The sequence below is a fragment of the Paenibacillus sp. FSL R7-0345 genome, assembly GCF_038595055.1.
Taxonomy (GTDB): Bacteria; Bacillota; Bacilli; order Paenibacillales; family Paenibacillaceae; genus Paenibacillus_AQ.
Map to the genome: position 1 here is coordinate 4,455,113 of NZ_CP152002.1, position 22,396 is coordinate 4,477,508.

Here is a 22,396-nt window from a genome sequence, read left to right on the forward strand (position 1 = left end):
GTGATGACCTGGCCACTGACAACCTTCGACAATGGTTAGACGCCTCTGCAGCTTAAAAGTTGCGAATTAATTCCAGAAAACATCCGCTTTCCTCACATTTCATCAGCCCTTAAAGTTCTTACAGTCCGAGATATTCATAGATTCCGGCAACAAGCTCCCTTGCCAGATTGTTTTGCAGTGTTTCAGTGAACATAGCCGTTTCATTTCCGGGATTGGTCAGATATCCGACCTCCAGCAGCACGGCCGGCATACTGGTCTCACGTGTAACATGGAGGCTCTTGCTCCGGACACCGTTATCCTTAAATCCGGTACCCGTTACCAGATGCTTATGCAGGATCTGGGCAAGCGGCAGACTCTCGGTTCTTGAATAATAGGTTTCGCTGCCGTTAATCTTCTCCCGGTTAGGGTAGGTAGCATCTAGCGAATTACCGTGGAACGAGATGAACAGGCTGGCCTTGGCGGCCTCGGCAATATTAACCCGGTCCTGCAGCCCGAGGGTCATATCCGTCGTGCGGGTATATACAACTTCAACTTTGCCGTCCTGGGCAAGCAGTGCGCCGACTTTATTGGCAATTGCAAAATTCATTTCCTTCTCCAGTTTGCCGTTAGGGCTCACTGCCCCCGGCTGCTTGCCGCCGTGTCCCGCGTCAAGTACTACAACCGGCTTGCCTGAGCTTCCGTTACCGGCCACAGGACTGCCGCCTGCTTTGTTGAGATCAATCGTTACAAGCCCTGTGCTGTCGTCTGAGCTCAGCTGGTACGGCTGGCTGCCGACTGTCTGAATAACAAACCGGACAGTAGAGGGGCTTGTACTGAACAGCGCATATCTTACCTCCGTAATCAGCGGATACCCTGAAACGTCAAGCTTGCCTTGCGGTGTACCGTTCGGGGCGACGCTTGGCAGGCTGCCGACAAAATCAGAAGCAAAGGCTGCACCTGCGAAATCGACGATAATTCTGTCAGGATTGCTAAGTCTGGACACAGCAGGCTTGGCACCTCCTGCCGCCGCCACAATCAGCCGGTTCTCACTGAATACGGCCCCCAGTACCTGCGGTGTAGTAGCAACTGTTCCTGCACTGCCGGGAACCGGAGTAGATACCGGACCGTTAACCCCGCCCGTAATGTCATCATCCTGACCTGTTACAGCTGTCGGAGACGGCGCAGCCGTTGGTGCTGCTGTAGGCTGAGGCGTGGCCGTTGCAGCAGGCTGCGGAGATGCAGTAACCGCCGGAAGCGGATCTGTGGTAGGCGCAGTACTGCCTGTCTGCCCTCCGCTCAAATAGACGGTCTTGTCGCTGTTATCCCAGCCGACCTTGAGCCCGAACTGCTCACTGACAAACCGGATCGGAACAAGCACGGTTCCCCCGTTCTGCTTGGGTGCCGCATTAAGGGCCAGCGTTACTCCGTCAGCCTCTGCGGTCTTGCTGCCAACCGCCAGCTGAACCGTTTTCCCATCCTGCTGAACCGTCACTTTCTTTGTCTTTTGTTCCCACAGCACCTCAAAGCCGAGGTTCTCAACTACGACCCGGATAGGAATCATAACGCTTCCATTTACGTTCTCGAGGCTGATTCCCTGGGGCAGCGCAAGCTCCCGGTTGTCCATCACGATTCTGCCGGTACCGCTTCCGGCAGCAGCGGCATCCCGGCCGCCGAGTGACAACAGCAGCAGCGGCAGCAGCAATAGCAGTAACACCCGTTGTCCGGCTCTTCTCATTCCTGTACTCTCCTTTTGGCAAATAATAGATACTTCAAAAAAGACACAGATAAGCTTTAGACGACAGAAATCTCCAAAAGTTGCCTGTGCAGGCAATGAATATATCGATTAATCGAGTAGGAGGCTGCTCATTAACTGAGCAGCCGACCTCTCACACCACCGTACGTACCGTTCGGTATACGGCGGTTCAACCGCTTAAGTGCAATTTTCGTAAATGCTCGTACTGTGCCGGGAAGTCATAATACCCGGCCTGTGCGAGCTTTTCATTTGTTATCGTACGGGACAGTACCGGGCTTCCGGCTACTCGCCAGTAACCCAGGCGGGAGTTCCCCCATTGGTAGGCCTGCCACTCCGGTATTCCCAGTTTCCGTAGGTTTTGTACCTTTGTTTTGGGCTTTTTCCACTGCTTCCAGATATACATCCGCAGTCTTCTACGCAGCCATTGACTCCAGCTTTGCAAAATTCGCTTTATATCGGCTACATAAAAGTAGCCAATCCAGCCGCGAATGTAGACTTTCACCTTCTCCATCACTTCCCTGACCTTCCTGCCCTGACTGCGACTCGTCAGTTCTTTCAATTTTTTCTTTGCTTTGGCGAGAGATTGACTATGGGCCCGGATATATGCCCCATCCCTGTTCTTCCCCAAGGCAAAGCCAAGAAACTTGAAATGCTTCCGCGCCACTACGCTCACGACCTTACTCTTCTCCGTGTTCATCTGGAGTTTTAGTTTGTTCTCCAGGTACTTCCGGCAGGATTCCAGAAGCCGCGTCGCTGCCCGTTTGCTTTTCGCTAGTACCACGATGTCATCTGCATACCGAATCACGTTCACTCCACGGCTGTTCATTTCCTGGTCGAATTCATTCAGGTAAATATTCGCAAGCAGTGGAGATAAGGGGCCTCCTTGCGGAGAACCTTCCTCTGTTTTGCTATGCACCCCGTTCTCCATAACTCCACTTTTCAGATACTTCTTAATCAGCTCGGTTACACGGTGATCCGGGATTTGCTTACGTAGCAGATTCATTAGCAGTTCATGGTTCAGGGTGTCAAAATATTTAGAGAGGTCGATTTCGACTGCGTGGCTATAGCCTTGCTGTGCGTAATCTTTCACCTTGCGGATGGCTTGCTGCGCACTCCGCCCGGGGCGGTAGCCGTAACTTCCGTCTGCGAAGAGCGGCTCAAACAAGGGCTGTAGCTGCTGGGCAATCGCCTGTTGAATCACGCGGTCTATCACCGTAGGGATGCCAAGCTTCCGCACTCCACTTCCATCTGGTTTGGGGATTTCTTTGCGCCGTACCGGGCTAGGCTTGTACCGGCCCTCCCGGATGCTTTGCAAAAGCTCGTCCTTGTGTTCCTGCAGCCAGGGCAGCGCCTCTTCGACGGTCATTCCGTCGATTCCTGGCGCGCCATGGTTGCGTCTGACCTGCTTGTAGGCTCTGTTCAGATTATCTCTGTCCAGAATCTGCTCGAGCAGGTCCATTGCACCGCCTCTTTCTCTACGTTCCCGAATGCCGGCACTCCGCACTCCCGCATACTCTTCGCGTTCCACGCTATCCCTTTGCGGGCAGCCCTTTCGGTATTCTGCTTTCATCGCGCCAGCTCTCCTTCCGGTCTGTACTCGAGACTTACGATTGTTCGGCCCTTCCCGCGAGAAAAAAAAAAAAAGTTTCCCGGTACTATGGCTTCTGCTGACTTCTCACAGCAAGCTTTACTCCGTCGTTCGGATTTTTTTTTTCCTACCGGACGTCTGTGAGACCTCCCCGGGTAAGAGCGATAACCTTCCCCTCATCTATCTGCCACATTTACATGCTGGGATTCGGGCAGTATTGGACTTCGCTTTATGTAGCAAGCTCGTCCGTCCCAGTATGCCTTCTATGTGATTTCTGTTCGTCAGACCGAGGGTTTGCCTCCGGCTTCCTTCAGATTCCGCCTCGCGGCGGACACCCTTGCCTTTGGCTAACAGTTCCTACTGCCAAGCCTGTAGCGGACTTTCACCGCCTAGTTATCGCCCATGCCGGGCGCACTAGCAAAAAAACTTCTATCTCCGGTACCCGGAAATAGAAGTTTTGTGTAAAATTTGTAAAGTTTAAAGACCTGCTGTCTTTATCTGGCGAAGAGCTTGGCAGCGTGACGTTCTTCATAAGCAGCGATATCGTCGGCATGCTTAAGCGTCAGTCCGATGTCATCCAGGCCCTGCAGCAGGAACTGGCGGCGGTGCTCATCCAGCTCAAAGCTGATGCTCAGCCCGTAATCATCGCTCAGCGTTTTATTCTCCAGATCCACGTTGAGCTTATAGCCAACATGCTCAGCTGTGCGGTTAAAGAGATCATCCACCTGGGCTTCGGACAGCTTGATCGGCAGAATACCGTTTTTGAAGCAGTTATTATAGAAAATGTCGGCGTAGGAAGGCGCGATTACCACTCTGAAGCCATAGTCCATAATAGCCCATGGAGCGTGCTCCCGGGAGGAGCCGCAGCCAAAGTTGGCCCGCGAGATCAGCACGGATGCTCCCTCATAACGCGGCTTATTCATTTCGAAGGCAGGGTTGTCATTGCCCTCTTCGTCAAAACGCCATTCATAAAAGAGGAACTGGCCGAATCCGGTCCGTTCGATCCGTTTCAGGAACTGCTTAGGGATAATAGCATCTGTATCTACATTTACCCGGTCAACCGGGGCAACGATTCCGTTTAATTGTTTAAAAGCTTCCATAGTGTTATTTCCTCCCGCTCTCTCTCAAAGTTTCTATGCGTTGACGGCTTCCGTCTTGTAATTCCAGTCACGGACATCAGTAAACCGGCCTTTAATTGCAGCAGCTGCCGCCATTGCAGGAGATACCAGATGCGTGCGTCCGCCGCGTCCCTGGCGTCCTTCAAAGTTACGGTTCGAGGTTGAGGCACAGCGCTGTCCAGGCTGCAGAACGTCAGGGTTCATTGCCAGGCACATACTGCAGCCTGCTTCACGCCACTCAAAACCAGCTTCGGTAAATACTTTGTCGAGACCTTCCTTCTCCGCCTGCATTTTAACGCGTCCGGAGCCGGGAACTACAATTGCAGTAACTTTGTCGGATACCTTGTGGCCTTTGGCTACCTGGGCGGCAGCGCGCAGATCTTCGATCCGGCCGTTGGTGCAGGAGCCGATAAAGACATAATCAATGCCGATTTCAGACATCGGGGTGCCTGGTGCCAGATCCATATATTCAAGCGCCTTTTCAGCAGCTTTACGTTCATTTTCAGTTGTGAAATCTGCCGGATTCGGTACACTGGAGCTGATATCTGTACCCATACCCGGGCTTGTGCCCCAGGTTACCTGCGGAATCAGTGTTTCCACATCGAATTCAACTACAGTATCATACTGTGCGCCTTCATCGCTCACCAGATTTCTCCAGGTAGCAACAGCAGCATCAAAAGCCTCACCCTGCGGTACGTATTCACGGCCGCGCAGATATTCAAAGGTAGTATCATCAGGAGCAATCAGACCTGCTCTCGCCCCGCCTTCAATCGACATGTTGCAGACCGTCATACGCTCTTCCATCGACAGCTCGCGGATCGCTTCGCCGGTGTACTCGATAACATATCCGGTTGCAAAGTCCGTTCCGTATTTAGCGATAACGCCGAGAATCATATCCTTGGCGGTTACGCCGGGATTACGGCTGCCGGTAAACCGGACTTCCATCGTTTTAGCTTTGGACTGCTGCAGACACTGGGTTGCAAGTACATGCTCAACTTCACTAGTACCGATACCGAAGGCCAGTGCGCCGAAAGCGCCGTGTGTGGAGGTATGGCTGTCGCCGCAGACAATGGTTTTGCCCGGGTGGGTCAGACCGATTTCCGGCCCCATAACGTGTACGACCCCTTGGTCGATGTCATTCAGGTCAAACAGTCTTACGCCAAAATCGCGGCAGTTCTGCGACAGCGTATCAATTTGCTGCTTGGAGATAGGGTCCTTAATATTGAAACGGTCCTTAGTCGGAACGTTGTGGTCCATCGTTGCAAAAGTAAGCTCCGGACGGCGAACCGGGCGGCCGCTCAGGCGCAGTCCTTCAAAAGCCTGCGGGGAAGTAACCTCGTGCACCAGATGCAGATCGATATAAATGATACTTGGCTTGCCTTCCTCAGAATGAATAACGTGATTGTCCCAGATTTTCTCAAACATTGTCTTGTTGCTCATGATTTCACCTCATTAGTAGAATCGTTCATTGGAAGAGAGTGTGGAGTCTCTCTTGAATGCTCTAAATATAACATCGCCGTGTTTATAATTCCAAGATATGATTTCTATAAAACTAATAGTCAGCGCTTATAAGCAGCTTAAATGGGGTATGTATTTTTGAATCCGCTCTGAAATCTGATAAAATCTTTTTCAAAAATACTAGACTTGGGGGAGAAAGAATAATGAAAAAACCATTTTACAAGAGCTGGATTTTCTGGGTATTGGTAGTTGTCCTGGGCAGTATCATCGGGCAGATTGCAGCAAGAAATGAAAAGGCGGACCAGGCAGCTCCGGCTGCTACACAAGAAGTGCAGGCAACGGCTGCGCCCGCTACTGATACGCCTGCTGCTGATCCGGCCGCCGGCAATCCGTCCGTAAGCTGGGAGTCGGCAATCACACAGATTGCCCAGTCAGACACAGAGCCTACTCAAAAGGCAGATGCAGTGGAGGTTTTGGCCAAGGCCTACTCCCCTTCTCCTGAAGAACTTATGGACTTTGAATCACAAGTGGTTGAAGAGTACAATGCCGGCAATTATCTGGCCCATACCGGGGATGCCGGGTACATGCTGACCAATCTCTTCAAAGCTGTCGTAGTTGAGGGTAAGCATGCTGACGGGGAACCGATTAAGGACTTTGCTTTTGATTTTTACCAAAATACCAAGTACACCTATCGCGGCATTGAGGCTGTTGACAGTGACTCTGTCAAAGCCAACGAAGCGCAGATGGATAAAGCACTCGCCGAAATGAAATAAGAGAACCCCTTAAGGGGTCCTCTTGCTCTAAGGCTATATTAAAAAGACCCCTTATAGGCTATACTTATAAGTATTATAAGCAAACAAGGGGTACAATTATGGAATTAAGACAATTGCAGTACGCGCTGCAAATCGCAGCGGAGCGCAACTTCTCACGGGCTGCCGAGAAATTGCATGTGGCCCAGCCCTCACTCAGCCAGCAGCTGTCCAAGCTGGAAAAAGAACTCGGCGTGATGCTGTTTCAGCGCAATACCAGCTCAGTGGAGCTTACGCATGCCGGAGAACGGTTTGTCGAGCAGGCTGAAGGGATTCTCAGCGCGGTTGAGCTGCTGCGCCAGGAGATGTCGGATATTTCGCAGCTGCGCACCGGGCGGGTGGTTGTCGGCAGCATGCCGATTACCGGCGCCCACCTTCTCCCCCATGTCCTGCCGGTGTTCAAGCAGAACTATGCGGAGATTGAAATTTCGCTGCTTGAGGATTCCTCTATGAATCTGGAAAAGCTGACTGCCGGGGGCCAGACCGATTTAAGCCTGCTCTCCCTGCCGCTGGAAGTTCCGACACTTGCCTATGAGGTACTAGGTGAGGAGCGGATCGACCTGGCTGTACCGCCGGATCATCCGCTTGCTGTACGCAAGGCTGAAGGAATCCGGACATCTTTAGAAGAACTGAAGGACGAACCCTTTATTGTACTCAAAGAAGGCCAGGGCTTCCGCAAGATGACAATGGAGCTTTGCCGGGAAGCCGGCTTTGAGCCGAAGATCGTTTTTCAAAGCAACAATATGGAGACAATCCAGTCGCTTGTAGCGACAGGTATGGGAGTTACGCTGGTGCCTCACTTCATCGCCCGTGCCCCGCGGAGTGAATTTGTCCCCGTGTATCTGCCGCTGGCTGAGCCGGTACCGAGCCGGACGCTGGTTATTGCCTATCGCCGGGGCCGCTTTCTGTCCAAGGCTGCCGAGGTGTTTATTGAAACTTTCAAGGACACGGTGGCTGGTCTCGCGGAATCCTGACGCCGTTCCGGCCTTGCAGAACACATTAAAAGGCTCCCGGGCTTTCGCTGGTTAGCGGAAATCCAGGAGCCTTTCATGTATTTGTCCTATTTTCAGCTCATAAGTGATGGGTTATCGTCTGTGCCTGCAGCAGCATCCTTACATCTGGCGGTTATGCTGAGTGATCATCCGGTTCTGGTTATCCGGCATACGGGCTGTGCTCTCATCAACCGGTCCTTTGGTCCTGGAGTCATTGGCACGCTCTTCAACAAAATCCCGGATCGCCTGGTTCTGAAATTCCGCTGCCTCTTTGGCATTTTCAGTCTGTTCCTGCGTGATTTGCTTGTCTTTACTCAAGTGAATGCACCTCCTGGTAACAGATTACTAGTACTTTACCCGTTCCCCCCGGGGATAAACATCTTATTTCACTGCTGCTGCAGCGCATAAAAATATTCCTGGCAACTCCCTTTGCAAACCGCACACCGCCATGGTATTCTAATTGTCAAATAGTGAAACGTGCAGACGGGACCAGTAAGAAATGTCTCTATCCGCGAGCAGAGAGTGAATTCCGGAAGGCTGAGAGAATTTACCGCGGTTGTTATTTCTGAATCCTACCCCCGAGCGGCCTGCTTCCTGCAGGACGGATACTCCCGTTACGAGAATGAAGTCGGATGTTCCCTCATCAATGAAGGTGGTACCGCGGAAGTTAACCATGCTTTCGTCCTTTGCTTAGTCTTAGGATGGGGGCTTTTTGTCGTTTTTTAGAATCAGATATTGTTAAAGGGGAAGTGAAGATACAGTGGCAACACGTATTGTAGTCAAAATCGGCAGCAGCTCGCTGACCGGTCCTGAGGGCGGCTTGAACCGCGAAGCCGTGGCCTTCTTCGCTGCTGAGCTCGCCGCTCTGCGCCAGGACGGATGCGAGGTGCTGCTGGTCACCTCAGGGGCAGTCGCAGCCGGATTCCGCGGCATCGGCTATGCTTCCAGACCGAAGCTGCTGCATGAGAAGCAGGCGGCGGCGGCCGTCGGGCAGGTTATGCTGATGCAGGCTTATCAGGAGGCTTTTGCCAAGCACGGACTGCCGACAGCCCAAATTCTGCTGACCCGCACAGACTTCTGCAGCCGCCGGGCGATGAATAACGCGATGATGACGGTTGAAGAGCTGCTGAGACAGGGCGCCATTCCGGTATTTAACGAAAATGATACGGTATCAGTCGATGAGCTGAAGTTCGGGGATAATGATACCCTTTCAGCACTGGTCGCCAATCTTTTGAAGGCTTCGCGCCTGCTGGTGCTGACTGACATGGACGGGCTGTACAGCGGAGACCCGCGCAAAAATCCGGAAGCTGTCCGCTTCAGCCGCGTCGAGGAAATCACGCCGGAAATTTATGCCTTTGCAGGCGGCGCGGGCTCAAGTGTCGGAACGGGCGGGATGCGCTCCAAAATTGATGCCGCCAAAATTGCTACCCGCGGCGGAGTGCCGGTCTTTATCGGCCGGGCCTCGGAGCCCGGAGATTTGCGCTTGGCTGCAGCCGGAACCGGGAAAGGGACTTATTTTGACACCACCCTCTCCTCCCTGCCGGTCAAAAAACAGTGGCTTGGCTTTATGTCCACGCCGCTCGGCTCCCTTTATGTCGATGACGGTGCGGTAGAAGCACTGCTCCACGGAGGGCACAGCCTGCTGCCGGTCGGCGTCAAACGGATTGAGGGCAGCTTCCACTCCGGTGATGTCGTGGAGGTGCTTGGACCGGATGCCACTCTACTGGGCCGCGGGATCGTCAACTATGATGATATCCAGCTCCGCAGCATTCAGGGTCTGCCCAGCCGTGAGATCCTACCAAAGCTTGGTGAGGTCCACCGGCTTGAAGTCATCCACCGGGATGAATGGATTACGCTGCGTTAACAGATTCAGCAATGAACACACTATCTTTCAGGGGGGAACAATATGAGTGAAGTCATTAATAAAGCTACATTAGCTAAAGAGACTACGGGGATTCTGGCAAGCCTGACTACCGGCCAGAAAAATGAAGCCCTGCTTGTCATGGCTGATGCCCTGCGCCAGGAGGCCCAGTCCATTATTGCCGCCAACGCCGAGGATTTGGAGCGCGGCCGTAAGGCTGGGACTCCTGAATCGATGCTCGACCGTCTCGCACTGGATGTCGGCCGGATCGGCGCAATCGCCGAAGGCTTGCAGCAAATTGCCGTTCTGCCTGATCCGGTCGGCGATACGCTCGAAGCCTTTGAGCGCCCTAACGGACTTTCTATTGAAAAAATCCGCGTCCCGCTCGGAGTCATTGGCATTATATACGAAGCCCGTCCGAACGTAACGGTAGATGCTGCCGGTCTTTGCCTGAAGACAGGCAATGCTGTAGTCCTACGCGGCGGCTCCTCTGCTCTTTCTTCAAACCGTAAAATCGTTGAAGTGCTGCATACCGCGCTGGCAAAAACAGCCCTACCTGCTGCGGCTCTCCAGCTGATTGAAGATCCGAACCGTTCATCCGTTGATGAAATGCTCAAGCTGAACGGCCTGCTGGATGTCATTATCCCGCGGGGAGGCAGCTCGCTAATCCAAAATGTTGTAATGAACGCCACCGTACCTGTAATTGAAACAGGGGCAGGCATATGCCATACTTATCTGGACGCAGGCTGCGACCCTGTAATGGCCGAGCGCATCAGCCTTAATGCCAAAGCCCAGCGCCCGTCTGTCTGCAACTCCATGGAAACCTTGCTGATCCACCGTGACTTTGCCGCTGAACATCTGCCTGCGCTTGCTGAAGCCTTCCGCAAAGTAAATGTTGAGCTGCGCGGCTGTCCGGAAACAGTGGCTCTTATCCCTTGGGCAGTACCGGCAACAGCAGAAGATTTTGCAACCGAATATAATGACTACATTCTCAATGTCCGCATTGTCGGCGGACTGGATGAAGCGCTGCGCCATATCGCCGAGTACAGTACCAAGCATTCCGAATGTATTGTTACTGAGGATGACGGTCACGCCGCACGTTTCCTTCAGGAGGTAGATGCTGCAGCGGTATACCATAATGCATCAACCCGGTTCACCGACGGCTTCGAATTCGGCTTTGGCGCCGAAATCGGCATCAGCACCCAGAAGCTGCACGCACGCGGACCTATGGGTCTGCCTGCACTGACCTCCAGCAAATATAAAATCCGCGGCAACGGGCAAATCAGGGGATAATACTTAAGCCTATGCTTCCGAAGCAAGTTTTGTACGTAGAGGATTCAGTGGGCTAACGCTCACAAAACTTATGCCTATGCTTCCGAAGCGAGTTTTGTACGTAGAGATTCAAGTGGGGTAACGCTCACAAAACTTAAGCCTATGCTTCCGAAGCAAGTTTTGTACGTAGAGATTCAAGTGGGGTAACGCTCACAAAACTTTTAGGGGGACTCATACATGTGTCAGCAACCATCCATACCGCTAATTAAGGATCATATCGCGTTCTATGGGGCAGGCTCGATGGCGGAAGCCATTGTGCGGGGCATGATTTCCCGCAATGTTATTGCCTCCGACAGCATTACCATGCTCAACCGCAGCAGCAGCGAACGGCTTGCTGAGCTGCGCAGCCGTTATGGCGTGCAGGGCAGCAATGACCCTCAGCAAAAAGCGGGAATCCTGAAGAATGCCCAGGTCATTGTCCTGGCAATGAAGCCCAAGGATGCTGCTGAAGCACTGCGCGGGCTGGCTCCGCTGCTTCAGCCGAACCAGCTGATTGTATCCGTCATTGCCGGCTTAACCATCCGTACGATTCAGGGCCTGCTTGGCACACCTCAGCCCGTAATCCGCACAATGCCGAACACCTCAAGCACGATCGGACTTGGCGCAACAGGCATCGCCTTCTCCAAGGAAGTTGACGAGGCCGGCCGTCGTCTCGCACTGAATATATTCGAATCGGTAGGCATCACTTCCGTTATCGAGGAAGAACGGATGGAAATTTTGACCGGGATCTCCGGCAGCGGACCGGCTTACATCTATTACATGATGGAAGCAATGACCGCTGCAGGCATCCGCGGCGGCTTAACCCCTGAGCAAAGCTCAGAGCTGACCGTACAGAGCGTATTGGGAGCTGCCCGCATGGTACAGCAGACCGGCGAAACCCCGGCTTCCCTGCGCAAAAAGGTCACTTCGCCGAACGGCTCCACCCAGGCCGCAATCGAAACACTGGAAAAGGGCGACTTCTTCGAAACTGTCATCGCTGCAGTAAACCGCTGTGCTGAACGCTCCCGTGAAATGGGAGCAGCCGTGGAGAAAGAGCTGTTCAAAAACCAGTAACCATCCGGATGATCCGGAAAAGCTGACGCAGTAACGTACAATAACGTTGGCACAAACCGTTCACCAGGCAGCTTACAGCGCTTTTTAGCGTACAGTCCCAGTTCTAGCCCGATAAGTGTATTCTGTACAACTATAAACAACAGATTTTTACCTTATGTTCATATAACTGCACTCTGTGCAACTAAAGTTGCCCAAATCAGCTCAAATGACCCTTTTTCGGAATTATAGTTGTATAAACTACACTTAAAGGATGTCTGATCTACTAAAACAGGTGTTTTAAGTGTACAGACTACAACTAAACGCCAGAGTAGCGATGGAAGCAGCACACCAGCTAACCCTGGTCCGGCCCAACGCACTTATAGCAACTCCCCCGTCAACGTCCATTACAGACGACTGGCGGGGGAGTTATTTTTTGCTGGTCTTCCACTTTCCGTTTTTCACTTTCCGTTTTTCTTAAATGGACAAAAGTCATACTAGCGGACCTGTGAGCGGCTTATCCAGGATCAAGCGGAACTTAGCCTCGTTTGATGAGTGATTTTTGATGTACATCCGATATTCCCCGTCTGCAGGTACTATAATCTTAATTTCCCCCGTCCCGTCCGGAATTACCTCACTGTACACTTGATCGCTGGAGACGGACATAATGCCGATTTCGAGCTTATTTTCCTGCTCCGATTCGACTCTCATCGTTAAAATATCACCTTGTTTTTCGTTCATAACGGCAAAGTTGGTATCATTCCCTGCTGCCAGCGTGACTGATAAATCTTTCCCGTCACTCGTGCTCAATAATTCTGCGACAACATTCACATTTTCTTCAGCCGGCGGCATTGCAGCGGGTTGCTTCTCAGTGCTTACCCCTGCTGAATTACCTGCCGCAGCCTGATCTTGCCCGGCTTCCGAGTTCCCCGCAATTGTAACAGCAACTGCTGCGATGCTGAATGCAACAGCTGCAGCCGCCAAAGTAATGGCTATACCTTTTATCCGCATAATTCCCCTCCACACCATAACAAATTATTCTGCTAATGACAGCAAATAAAAACATCCGCTCCATACCACAACAGTTAAATTTTACCTGTAACTTCTTATCGATGCAAGCTCTTGCTGTTGTTTAATCCCCCGTCCTGCTTCGCAAAATTGCTATCACTAAAATAAAAAAAGCCTGCCACCCTGGTTACCCAAGGCAGCAGACTTACAATATTCACCGTCATCTTCCGCCGCCCCGGAATTTCTGGTTATAGTTCTTGACGTCCTGTGCGTTCTTCACCCGGTTGCGGGACCATTCCAGCAGGATGCGGTCAATGTAACGGAAATGAAGCTTGCCGGCAAACACAGACTCTTTGAGCGCCAGCAGGATAAGCTCCTCCGGATACCTGTCATGATCCACCCAGCCGGAGATGGTCTCACACTCCATTGGTGACAGCGGCCGGCCAAACTCCTTCTCAAAAATACTGAACAGATTACGGCTCTCCGCCTCTACAGCCGGAGCTGGGGCCGGATAGCCGGCAATCCGCGTTACAGCATGCGCCGAATGATTAGTACCGGCAGGCTTGCCGTCAGCAGCCTCTTGTGCGGCTTCAGCCAGGACAGCGCCAAGTTTACTGAATAACCCGGCAAATGTGTATTGCTCGTAATGAAAATCCCTTAACTCGTCATTTGTTCCGTCGATGCTGATAAAGCCTTCCTTCATCAGCTTCTGCAGCTCTCCGGCAATAACGGATATACTCCGGCCGGTCACACTTTGCAGATCCTCCAGCGACGGGAACTCAATGCCCTCCACCTGCCGGAAAGACAGCAGATGGATAAGCAGCAGGGCTTCGTCGCCGCTAAGATTCAGCTTCCGGTAATATTTTAAGAGTGCATAAGGAATGACGGCCATCCCGTGCTGAAGGCCAAACGCAGCGCCCTCACCCCAGGTATTCCATCCTTTGCCGTCCATGCTTCTGCCCCTTTCACTTTATTTACGGGTATAGACGGTACAATGTACGCGGGAACGGAATCGTTTCACGCACATGATCCAGACCGCAAATCCAGGCTACTGTGCGCTCAAGTCCCAGACCGAAGCCGGAGTGAGGCACGGAGCCGTAGGTGCGCAGATCCATGTACCATTTGTACGTATCCATTGAAAGATTGTGCTCTTTGAAACGCTGCTCCAAAAGGGCCGGATCGTCGATACGCTGCGAACCGCCGATAATCTCACCATAACCTTCTGGTGCGATCATATCCGCGCAGAGTACAACCTCAGGGCGCTCAGGATGCGGCTTCATATAGAATGCCTTGAATGACGCCGGATAATGCGTAATAAACACAGGCTTATCGTTGGCTTCAGCAATCGCAGTTTCATGCGGTGCACCGAAGTCGTCGCCCCATGCAATCTCATGCCCGTTATCATTCAGGAACTTGATCGCATCATCATACGTAATCCGCGGGAACGGTGCTTTGATGTTCTCCAGCTTGGAGACATCGCGGCCCACCGCTTCAAGCTCGGCGCGGCAGTTCGTCAGGACGGATTGCACGATAAAGCTGATGAAGTTCTCCTGTACTACAAGGCTCTCTTCATGATCAGTGAAGGCCATTTCCGGCTCAATCATCCAGAATTCAATCAGATGGCGGCGGGTCTTGGATTTCTCCGCACGGAAGGTTGGCCCGAAAGAATACACCTTGCCAAGTGCCATAGCTGCAGCTTCCATATACAGCTGGCCGCTCTGTGTCAGGTAGGCATCCTCATCGAAATACTTCGTATGGAACAGGTTGGTGGTTCCTTCAGCCGAGGTTGGTGTCAGGATCGGCGGGTCCACCTTGGTAAAGTCGTTTTCGTTAAAGAACTGCTGGATCGCACGGATAATTTCCGCACGGATCACGAGTACCGCGCGCTGCTTCGAGGAGCGCAGCCAGAGATGACGATGATCCATCAGGAAGTCAACGCCATGCTCCTTAGGGGTAATCGGATAGTTCTCAGTGAGATGCAGCACTTCAATACCGGTAACAGTCATTTCATATCCGGACTGGCTGCGCGGCTCTTCACGGATAATGCCGGTTACATACAGCGAGCTTTCCTGGGTGAGGCTCTTGGCATCTTCCCAGACCTGCTCAGGCACTTCCGATTTCACTACAACGCCCTGGATATAGCCTGTACCATCCCGAAGCTGCAGGAATTGAATTTTACCGCTGGAGCGTTTGTTGTTCACCCAACAGCCGATGACAACACTCTCTCCGACATGCTCATTCACATTCTTGATCACACTTTTGTTAGCCATGCCTAAGATCTCTCCTCTAATTTAACCGTTAATTCCTTGCACCAGGCGATAAGTATCGCGGGCAATGACAAGCTCTTCGTTTGTCGGAACCACCAGCACCTGCACTTTGGAATCAACTGTGGAGATGCGGCGCGGATCACCGGAACGTACCTTGTTAGCCTCAGCATCAAGCTCGATGCCCAGGAAGGTCAGATTGTTCAGTACCCGTTCACGCAGCAGCGAAGCATTTTCGCCGACACCAGCTGTGAAGACGATAATATCCACACCGTTCATAGCTGCTGCATAAGAACCGATGTATTTGCGCAGACGGTATTCATACATTTCAAAAGCAAGCGTGGAATTGGCTTCGCCCTTTTCCGCTCCGTCAATGATGTCGCGCATGTCGCTGCTCACGCCGGAAATAGCCAGCAGACCGCTGTGCTTGTTCAACATGGAGTTCACTTCGCCGACGGACAGCTCTTCCTTGTTCATTACATAAGGAACGATTGCCGGATCGAGGTCACCGCTGCGTGTACCCATCATCAGACCTTCCAGCGGGGTCATCCCCATGGAAGTGTCCACGGATACTCCGCCCTGTACTGCAGTTACGCTGGCACCGTTACCGATGTGACAGGTAATGATCTTCAGGTCTTCCAGCGGACGGTCCAGATACTCGGCAGCAGCTTTGCTTACGAAATCATGGGAAGTACCGTGCGCGCCGTAACGGCGGACTTTGTATTTGTTGTACAGCACTCTTGGAATGGCGTACATATAAGCTTTTTCAGGCATAGTCTGATGGAACGCAGTGTCAAAAATAACAGCCTGCGGAACACCCGGCATATTAATTTCTGTAGCCGTAATCCCCATTACTGCAGCAGGGTTGTGCAGCGGAGCAAGGTCGAACAATTGACGGATCTTCGATTTAGCATCGCCGCTAACCAAAGAAGATTCTTTGAAGAATTCTCCCCCGTGCACTACACGGTGGCCTACAGCATTGATTTCTTCAATGGAGCTGATTACACCATGCTCGCTGTCAGTCAGGCAGGCAAGCACTTTGCGGATTGCGGTGTTGTGCTCCAGAATTTCACTGACTTCAGTTACTTCCTGTTTGCCGGTCGGCTTGTGGGTCAGAATGGAGGAATCCATCCCGATACGCTCTACCAGACCTTTAGCCAGAACAGATTCATCAGTCATATTGTACAGCTGATATTTCAAAGAAGAACTACCGGAGTTAATTACTAAAACGTTCATACACGGTCACCATCCTTGTCATACTTGAAGAAGCCTTCGCCCGATTTTGCACCCAGTTGTCCGGCACGCACCATTTTCTTAAGGATTGTGGACGGGCGGTATTTCAGCTCGCCATATTCACGGAACATGTTCTCAAGTGCGGCAAGTACGGAGTCCAGACCGAAACGGTCAGCCATTTCAAGCGGCCCGTGCTGGAACTGGTAACCGATACGCATTGCATCGTCGATATCCTCAGGGGAAGCAACGCCCTCCTGCAGGACATGCATAGCCTCGTTAATGAACAGGCAAATTAGGCGTGAAGTTACAAATCCCGGGGATTCATAAATCATAACGCCCTTCTTCTCAACGATTTCATCAACAAAAGCTTTGGTATCTTCAAAAGTGCTGTCAGAGGTTTTCAGACCGCGCACGATTTCGACAAGATCCACCTTGCCGACAGGATGTATGAAATGCATGCCGATTACGCGCTCAGGATACATGGTAGAGCTGGCAAGCTCAGTCAAGCTGAGAGTAGAAGTGTTGCTGGCCAGAATAATGTGGCTTGGACATACCTGGTCAAGCTGGTTAAACACTTTCTGTTTATCTTCCAGATCTTCAGTAATGGTTTCAATGACCATGTCGCAGGAGCTGAGCTCAGCAAAATGTGTCACTTTCTGGATACGGCTCAGAATCAGTTTCTTCTCAGCCTGGGTAATTGCCCATTTCTCCAATTGCTTGTCGAGATTTGTCTCGATCATTTCATAGGAGTAATCCAGTCTTTCGTTGGTTTTCTCCACCAGTAAAACATCCAGACCTTTGGCTGCCAGCATTTCGGCAATCCCTTGTCCCATTGTGCCACCGCCGATGACACCGATCTTTTTAAACTTCATGTAAAAGTCTCCATCCTTTCAGGTATCTATACTTTTGTATTGTACCTTGTCTGTCGAAAAAAAATATATGGCCCGACATATAATAATATCTTAGCATGTCTGAAAAGTAAAAAAAAATAACCGGCATAAATATTTATGCCGGTAATTTTACACTGTCACGAAATTGACAACGAAATTGCTCTCCGGAGAGGACTTCTTCCTTCATCAGGATGTCGAGGGAGTAATCGAAAATGTTACGCTGATTTTCAAGCAGCTCACGGGTACGGATCATCAGCTCATCCAGAATCTTACTGTTTTCCTTCATAAGCTCTTCAGTGGTAACCATTTGCAGATTGGCAATCCCGAGCGAGGTAAGGCCCGACTTCATCATTGTCTCTACAATATTCAGCGCCTGGTCAAAGTCGCCGCGCGAGCCGGTGCTGCGTCCGCCGTAATACATTTCTTCAGAAGCCGCGCCTCCGAGCGCAATCATAATCTGGTCTTCCAGATAGTCTTTGGTATACAGATACTGCTCTGTCTGCGGATTGTGCCGTACATAACCGAGTGCCTGGCCGCGCGGAGTCAGTGTTACCTGGCTTACGCTTCCCGGACGCAGCAGCTCAGCCATAATCGCATGGCCCAGCTCATGGATGGCCACCCGCTGTTTTTCCTCCTGATTGGTTTCACGGTCCGTCTTCTCACCCATCATGACCTTGTCGATCGCGGAGGATAAATGGCGCTGCTCCACCTCAGTAAGATTTTCACGCATCATATAAATTGCCGCTTCGTTCATGACACTTTCCAGCTGTGCGCCGGAGAAACCGTAGGCTTCCTCAGCGATTTTGTCCAGATCCACGCCGGCATGCAGCGGCTTGTTCTTGGCATGGAGGTCGAGAATCGACTTGCGGCCTTTTTTGTCGGGCATATCCACCTGAATATGACGGTCAAACCGGCCCGGACGCAGCAGTGCGGAGTCCAGCATTTCCTTACGGTTCGTTGCGGCAATCAGCAGAATTCGCGGTGCATCGTTGTTATAAATCCCGTCCATCTCAGTCAGCAGCTGGTTCAGCGTCTGGTCATACTCGCGTTGCTGTCCGCCTTCACGCTTGCCGCCGATTACATCAATCTCATCGATAAAAATAATAGCGCTCTGCTTATTTTCTTTAACGGCACGGGTACGGGCATCCTTGAACAAATCACGGATACGTCCGGCCCCGACCCCTACGTACATTTCCACAAACTCACTGCCCGATGCCGCAACGAACACGGAATTGGTATAATGTGCCGCTGCTTTAGCCATCAGCGTCTTTCCTGTTCCCGGAGGGCCTGTCAGCAGGATACCCTTAAGCGGGCGGATCCCGAACTTGCTGATTTCCTCATGACGGATCAGAAAATCAAGGGCTTCGCGCAGCTCCTGCTTGGCATTGTCCTGGCCGCCGATCTCTTCAAAGGTCAGCTTCGACGGGCCGTTTTTCTTGCGCTTCTTGTCAGCACCGGCATTGACTGTAAGACCGCCACGCAGATGGGCAATCAGCAGAAGGGCGCCGACCATACCGGCAGCGATAATGATTGGAAAAATGTTAATGCCGACAAAAGCCATAAAAACAAGCAGCACCGGAACAAAACCGGTGAGGACTTCCTTCCAATACTTAGGCATTATTCCACACTCCCATCGTTCCGGGAACCCGCGGTAAAATAATAAATTTGCTCTGTTTACCGTCACTCAGGCTCACATAGACGTTATTGTCATCAATTTCTGTCGTAGCCGTTACATTTTTAAACTCTTCACTTTGTGTTCTAAGTCCGTCTAGCTTGGCCGGAATCAGTGTATATTTACGGCTCTCCATCGCTTCTGCGACGGAAAACATCGCCTTGTCCCAATAATCATCAAGGAGCTCACTGGAGTTCTGATCAACATCAAGTCTCAATGTACGGCTGCCGATTGCTGACTTTCCTTCGGTATTAACAAACTGCACAAGCTCACGCAATTTTGTTCCCGGCTCAAGATTAAGTTTCAAAGTTACTTCATTGCGTTTAATACTAATATGTGATTCATTGACTCCTTCATAAGACGATACAATCTTCTGGAGCGGCTCCTGCACAGCAAACTGGCGGTAACCATACCAGCCTCCAAACAGCAGCGCCGCGGACAACAGAGACGTTAACAGCACAGGCACAAGACGTATTTTCAAGCAACGTCCTCCTCTCAGATGTAGGCCAATATAATATATTAAATAATAAGATAGCGTGTCTAGCGGTAGTTTATTATCCGGCATGCTCTTTGGCATGTCTCAATTACAAGCATTAGTATATCATAAGTGTATATACGATTTCGCATAAAATTGTGAATATATTTAAAATTTTCGGTACTAATTTTTGGGTTATTGCTTCGCTTCTTTTTCATATCGACAAAAAAGACATGAATGGTGAGATCATTCATGTCTTTTCTCTATTATTAGTTGGCATAAGAATCAATCAACATCATTGATATACTATTTGTATATCAAATATCACATGCCACATCGTATTCCCAAGAATACTTCGGTATAACAAAAACAGCAGGCAGACCGTTACGTCCACCCGCTGCCTATGCTGTTCTCGCTGTCCTATTGGCTTGGCAGGCTGTAACCGTCCCCGATCGAGGTACCGTCAGAGAACCGGTAGAACCGGTAATAATAACGTCCTTCCTGTTTGTAAAAGACCTGCCACGCATATTCTCCGTTAAATACGCCCGGCAGCAGCCGTTTGATGTCCGCACCAGGCAGCTCGGAGGCCAGCTTCTCACTGATCTGCTGCTCAGAGATCCCCTGCGCCAGCTCTGCAGCGTAAATATCATTCTCCCCGCCTGCCGGCTTGCCGTCAAGCGTAAAGCGTACCCAGACCATCAGCTCGGTGCCCGCCTCATTCTTGCCTGTAAGCACCCAGTAGGCTGAATTTTCGTCCCAGACAGATTTCTGCGCTTTGGTCACCTCAGTCAGTCCCGCACGGGTTCTGGCCACTTCCTTGGCTGCGCTGCGCTCAGTCCACTGGTCCTTCATAATATAGGCATAGAACTGTCCGAGTCCGAACAAAAGGAGCAGTACCGCACTGATCGCCAGCGGAAGCCATTTTTTCCTTTTCTTCAAAGTGCAGCTCCCTTTCCTCTAAATAACTGACTTACATACTTGCGTAATTTACCGTTTAAGCAGGCTTTCAAAGGTCTCCTGCGCTTTGCGGCGAATTTCTTCTTCATCCAGTGTAAGGCACTGGCCATGCTTCACAACCTGCTTGCCGTTAACCCAGACATGCTCAACATCCTTGGCACTGGCGGAGTACACAGCGTGCGAGAGCAGATCGGAATGCGGCAAAAGATGGGGCTGGTCGATATCAATCGCGATGAAGTCCGCTTTCATGCCTGCAGCCAGACGGCCGATGTTATTCAGGTAGATTGAAGCAGCCCCGTATTCTGTTGCCATCAGCAGCGCTTCCGGCGCAGGTACGGCAGTAGGGTCGCCGCTGACCCCTTTGTGAATCAGCGCAGCAAGCCGCATCTCCTCGAACATGTCAAGGTTATTGTTGCTGGCCGCCCCATCCGTGCCGAGTGAAACTTTAACGCCTGCTTTTAACAGCTCAGGCACACGGGCAACCCCGCTCGCCAGCTTCAGGTTACTGCCCGGATTATGAGATACTCCGACATTGTATTTAGCCAGAATTTCAATTTCTTCATCATTCAGATGAACGCCATGGGCAATCAGGGAAGGGCGGGTGAACATGCCCAGCTTCTCAAGATGCGCCACCGGACGCAGACCGTAATCCGCAACATTCTGCTCCACTTCATGCCTTGTCTCGGACATATGCGTATGCATTGGCAGGTCCAGATCATGGGCTGCCTGTACAAACTTCATAAAGAAGTCCGGCGGACAGGTGTATGGTGCGTGCGGCGATAGCATAGCTGTAATTCTGCCGTCAGCCTTGCCGTGCCAGTTGCGGGCAAATTCCACGGCTTCGGCAAGCTTCTGGTTCTGCACATCTTCAGGACACAGGCCGATAGCGCCGCGCATCAGTACCCCGCGGATACCGGACTGCTCCGTAACCTCTGCCACCCGGTCCATATGATCATACATATCCAGGAAAGTCGTTGTTCCGCCCTTTAGCATTTCCAGAACAGACAGAGCTGTCCCCCAGTACACATCATCGCCGGTAAATTTTGCTTCCATTGGCCACATTTTTTCCTGCAGCCAGCTCTGCAGCACCATATCATCACCATACCCGCGCAGCAGCGACATCGCCGCATGGCCGTGAGTATTGACCAGCCCCGGCATAAACAGCAGACGGCTGCCGTCAACCGTAAGAACGCCTTCTTCGGCAGCAGGCTCGTCTTTCCCTATGTATGTGATCAGATCGTCTTCTATCGTCATGTAACCGCGCAGGACAGGCTGAAGCAAGCCCGGTACAAGAAACCGGCCGTTCGCGATTATCGTTTTATTGCTGCTCATTCTTTATTTCTTCCTTTCCGTCATGCAAATAGTAAGCAAGGCTCTGCAGATCCGTTGTAAAGTCAGCCGCATGAATACGGATGGTTGGCGGAGTCTTTAAAATAACCGGTGCAAAGTTAAGAATCGCCTCAATGCCCGATTCCACCAGGATATCGGCAACATTCTGGGCTTCACTGTCCGGTACGGTGATAATGCCGATCCGGATTCCCTGCTCACGGATCGTCCGGCCCAGCTCCTCCATCGGCTGAACCGTCAGGGAGTTGATCTTCTGCCCCACCTTGGGTGCGTAGGAATCGAATACGGCCGTGATTTTCATCGTATCCTTGAGGTAAGCATTGTAATTCGAAAGGGCATGGCCCAGATTACCGGCTCCGACCAGAGCCACGTTAATCTGCTGGTCCAGCTTAAGGATATGGCGGATTTTTTCGATCAGATAAGATACATCATAACCGATGCCCTTCCGGCCGAAATCCCCGAAATAAGCGAGATCCTTGCGGATCTGTGCAGGATTCAAATCAAGCTTCTGTCCCAGCTCCTGGGAAGAAACGGTTGCAATTTCGCGCTTCTGGAGATCATTCAGGAAACGCAGGTACACTGGGAGCCTGCGGACGACAGCCTCCGATATTTTGTCCGATTTCATGTCTTC

The 22,396-nt window shown here is 51.5% G+C and carries 21 protein-coding genes; 5 read left to right on the forward strand and 16 right to left on the reverse strand.

Annotated features, from left to right (window positions below; translation table 11 throughout):
* Positions 1-118 precede the first annotated feature (118 nt).
* The 4 genes from NST84_RS19165 to leuC form a co-directional block, all read right to left on the reverse strand.
* Positions 119-1,714, reverse strand: coding sequence for an N-acetylmuramoyl-L-alanine amidase (locus NST84_RS19165; protein WP_342561759.1), 1,596 nt, complete (start codon positions 1,712-1,714; stop codon positions 119-121).
* 187 nt (positions 1,715-1,901) lie between these two features.
* Positions 1,902-3,302 (reverse strand): group II intron reverse transcriptase/maturase, encoded by a 1,401-nt coding sequence (gene ltrA / locus NST84_RS19170; RefSeq protein WP_342561760.1) that lies wholly within the window; start codon positions 3,300-3,302, stop codon positions 1,902-1,904.
* A gap of 512 nt (positions 3,303-3,814) precedes the next feature.
* Positions 3,815-4,420 carry a 3-isopropylmalate dehydratase small subunit gene (leuD, locus tag NST84_RS19175; protein ID WP_342561761.1) on the reverse strand — a complete coding sequence of 202 codons (606 nt, stop codon included), beginning with the start codon at positions 4,418-4,420 and terminating at the stop codon, positions 3,815-3,817.
* 33 nt (positions 4,421-4,453) lie between these two features.
* Positions 4,454-5,878 carry a 3-isopropylmalate dehydratase large subunit gene (gene leuC, locus NST84_RS19180; protein ID WP_342561762.1) on the reverse strand — a complete coding sequence of 475 codons (1,425 nt, stop codon included), beginning with the start codon at positions 5,876-5,878 and terminating at the stop codon, positions 4,454-4,456.
* Positions 5,879-6,099: 221 nt separating this feature from the next.
* Between leuC and NST84_RS19185 the strand changes: the two genes are divergently transcribed.
* Together NST84_RS19185 and NST84_RS19190 are read left to right on the forward strand one after the other, a co-directional pair.
* The gene (locus NST84_RS19185) at positions 6,100-6,669 is read left to right on the forward strand and encodes a hypothetical protein (RefSeq protein WP_342561763.1); all 570 of its coding nucleotides are present in this window, start codon (positions 6,100-6,102) and stop codon (positions 6,667-6,669) included.
* A 98-nt stretch (positions 6,670-6,767) separates the two neighbouring features.
* On the forward strand, positions 6,768-7,679 hold the full coding sequence (locus tag NST84_RS19190) for a LysR family transcriptional regulator (RefSeq protein WP_342561764.1): 912 nt from the start codon (positions 6,768-6,770) through the stop codon (positions 7,677-7,679).
* Positions 7,680-7,817: 138 nt separating this feature from the next.
* Here NST84_RS19190 and NST84_RS19195 read toward each other — a convergent pair whose 3' ends face one another.
* Together NST84_RS19195 and NST84_RS19200 are read right to left on the reverse strand one after the other, a co-directional pair.
* Complete coding sequence (locus NST84_RS19195; protein WP_342561765.1) at positions 7,818-8,015, reverse strand: hypothetical protein; 198 nt, start codon at positions 8,013-8,015, stop codon at positions 7,818-7,820.
* Between the two features lie 138 nt (positions 8,016-8,153).
* Complete coding sequence (locus NST84_RS19200) at positions 8,154-8,372, reverse strand: hypothetical protein (protein ID WP_342561766.1); 219 nt, start codon at positions 8,370-8,372, stop codon at positions 8,154-8,156.
* A gap of 85 nt (positions 8,373-8,457) precedes the next feature.
* Between NST84_RS19200 and proB the strand changes: the two genes are divergently transcribed.
* The 3 genes from proB (at position 8,458) to proC (ending at position 11,943) form a co-directional block, all read left to right on the forward strand.
* Positions 8,458-9,561: a glutamate 5-kinase gene (gene proB / locus NST84_RS19205; RefSeq protein WP_342561767.1), complete on the forward strand. Its 1,104-nt coding sequence runs from the start codon at positions 8,458-8,460 to the stop codon at positions 9,559-9,561.
* Positions 9,562-9,603: 42 nt separating this feature from the next.
* A complete protein-coding gene (locus tag NST84_RS19210; protein ID WP_342561768.1) occupies positions 9,604-10,851 on the forward strand; it encodes a glutamate-5-semialdehyde dehydrogenase in 1,248 nt (415 codons plus the stop codon).
* Positions 10,852-11,067: 216 nt separating this feature from the next.
* Positions 11,068-11,943: a pyrroline-5-carboxylate reductase gene (proC, locus tag NST84_RS19215; RefSeq protein WP_342561769.1), complete on the forward strand. Its 876-nt coding sequence runs from the start codon at positions 11,068-11,070 to the stop codon at positions 11,941-11,943.
* 468 nt (positions 11,944-12,411) lie between these two features.
* Here the strand turns inward: proC and NST84_RS19220 are convergent, their stop codons facing one another.
* From NST84_RS19220 to NST84_RS19265, 10 genes are all read right to left on the reverse strand, one after another.
* Complete coding sequence (locus NST84_RS19220; RefSeq protein ID WP_342561770.1) at positions 12,412-12,930, reverse strand: hypothetical protein; 519 nt, start codon at positions 12,928-12,930, stop codon at positions 12,412-12,414.
* A gap of 217 nt (positions 12,931-13,147) precedes the next feature.
* Complete coding sequence (locus NST84_RS19225; RefSeq protein WP_342561771.1) at positions 13,148-13,879, reverse strand: DnaD domain-containing protein; 732 nt, start codon at positions 13,877-13,879, stop codon at positions 13,148-13,150.
* A gap of 22 nt (positions 13,880-13,901) precedes the next feature.
* Entirely contained in the window at positions 13,902-15,197 is a 1,296-nt protein-coding gene (asnS, locus tag NST84_RS19230; protein WP_342561772.1) for an asparagine--tRNA ligase, read from the reverse strand.
* Positions 15,198-15,218: 21 nt separating this feature from the next.
* The gene (locus tag NST84_RS19235; RefSeq protein ID WP_342561773.1) at positions 15,219-16,427 is read right to left on the reverse strand and encodes an acetate kinase; all 1,209 of its coding nucleotides are present in this window, start codon (positions 16,425-16,427) and stop codon (positions 15,219-15,221) included.
* Positions 16,424-17,296, reverse strand: coding sequence for a 3-hydroxyacyl-CoA dehydrogenase NAD-binding domain-containing protein (locus tag NST84_RS19240; protein ID WP_342561774.1), 873 nt, complete (start codon positions 17,294-17,296; stop codon positions 16,424-16,426). Before NST84_RS19240 ends, NST84_RS19235 begins: the two co-directional genes overlap by 4 nt.
* 133 nt (positions 17,297-17,429) lie before the next feature.
* A complete protein-coding gene (locus tag NST84_RS19245) occupies positions 17,430-18,932 on the reverse strand; it encodes an AAA family ATPase (RefSeq protein WP_342561775.1) in 1,503 nt (500 codons plus the stop codon).
* Positions 18,925-19,467, reverse strand: coding sequence for a hypothetical protein (locus NST84_RS19250; protein WP_342561776.1), 543 nt, complete (start codon positions 19,465-19,467; stop codon positions 18,925-18,927). Before NST84_RS19250 ends, NST84_RS19245 begins: the two co-directional genes overlap by 8 nt.
* Before the next feature lie 414 nt (positions 19,468-19,881).
* Positions 19,882-20,400 carry a DUF5590 domain-containing protein gene (locus NST84_RS19255; protein ID WP_342561777.1) on the reverse strand — a complete coding sequence of 173 codons (519 nt, stop codon included), beginning with the start codon at positions 20,398-20,400 and terminating at the stop codon, positions 19,882-19,884.
* 48 nt (positions 20,401-20,448) lie between these two features.
* Positions 20,449-21,750, reverse strand: coding sequence for an amidohydrolase (locus tag NST84_RS19260; protein WP_342561778.1), 1,302 nt, complete (start codon positions 21,748-21,750; stop codon positions 20,449-20,451).
* Positions 21,737-22,390, reverse strand: coding sequence for a redox-sensing transcriptional repressor Rex (locus NST84_RS19265; protein WP_342561779.1), 654 nt, complete (start codon positions 22,388-22,390; stop codon positions 21,737-21,739). Before NST84_RS19265 ends, NST84_RS19260 begins: the two co-directional genes overlap by 14 nt.
* Between the last annotated feature and the right edge of the window lie 6 nt (positions 22,391-22,396).

Coding starts and splice junctions, on each gene's coding strand:
- NST84_RS19165 (WP_342561759.1), bottom strand. CDS start 1,714: ATGAGAAGAGCCGGACAACGGGTGTTACTGCTATTGCTGCTGCCGCTG.
- ltrA (WP_342561760.1), bottom strand. CDS start 3,302: ATGAAAGCAGAATACCGAAAGGGCTGCCCGCAAAGGGATAGCGTGGAA.
- leuD (WP_342561761.1), bottom strand. CDS start 4,420: ATGGAAGCTTTTAAACAATTAAACGGAATCGTTGCCCCGGTTGACCGG.
- leuC (WP_342561762.1), bottom strand. CDS start 5,878: ATGAGCAACAAGACAATGTTTGAGAAAATCTGGGACAATCACGTTATT.
- NST84_RS19185 (WP_342561763.1), top strand. CDS start 6,100: ATGAAAAAACCATTTTACAAGAGCTGGATTTTCTGGGTATTGGTAGTT.
- NST84_RS19190 (WP_342561764.1), top strand. CDS start 6,768: ATGGAATTAAGACAATTGCAGTACGCGCTGCAAATCGCAGCGGAGCGC.
- NST84_RS19200 (WP_342561766.1), bottom strand. CDS start 8,372: ATGGTTAACTTCCGCGGTACCACCTTCATTGATGAGGGAACATCCGAC.
- NST84_RS19210 (WP_342561768.1), top strand. CDS start 9,604: ATGAGTGAAGTCATTAATAAAGCTACATTAGCTAAAGAGACTACGGGG.
- proC (WP_342561769.1), top strand. CDS start 11,068: ATGTGTCAGCAACCATCCATACCGCTAATTAAGGATCATATCGCGTTC.
- NST84_RS19220 (WP_342561770.1), bottom strand. CDS start 12,930: ATGCGGATAAAAGGTATAGCCATTACTTTGGCGGCTGCAGCTGTTGCA.
- NST84_RS19225 (WP_342561771.1), bottom strand. CDS start 13,879: ATGGACGGCAAAGGATGGAATACCTGGGGTGAGGGCGCTGCGTTTGGC.
- asnS (WP_342561772.1), bottom strand. CDS start 15,197: ATGGCTAACAAAAGTGTGATCAAGAATGTGAATGAGCATGTCGGAGAG.
- NST84_RS19235 (WP_342561773.1), bottom strand. CDS start 16,427: ATGAACGTTTTAGTAATTAACTCCGGTAGTTCTTCTTTGAAATATCAG.
- NST84_RS19240 (WP_342561774.1), bottom strand. CDS start 17,296: ATGAAGTTTAAAAAGATCGGTGTCATCGGCGGTGGCACAATGGGACAA.
- NST84_RS19245 (WP_342561775.1), bottom strand. CDS start 18,932: ATGCCTAAGTATTGGAAGGAAGTCCTCACCGGTTTTGTTCCGGTGCTG.
- NST84_RS19260 (WP_342561778.1), bottom strand. CDS start 21,750: ATGAGCAGCAATAAAACGATAATCGCGAACGGCCGGTTTCTTGTACCG.
- NST84_RS19265 (WP_342561779.1), bottom strand. CDS start 22,390: ATGAAATCGGACAAAATATCGGAGGCTGTCGTCCGCAGGCTCCCAGTG.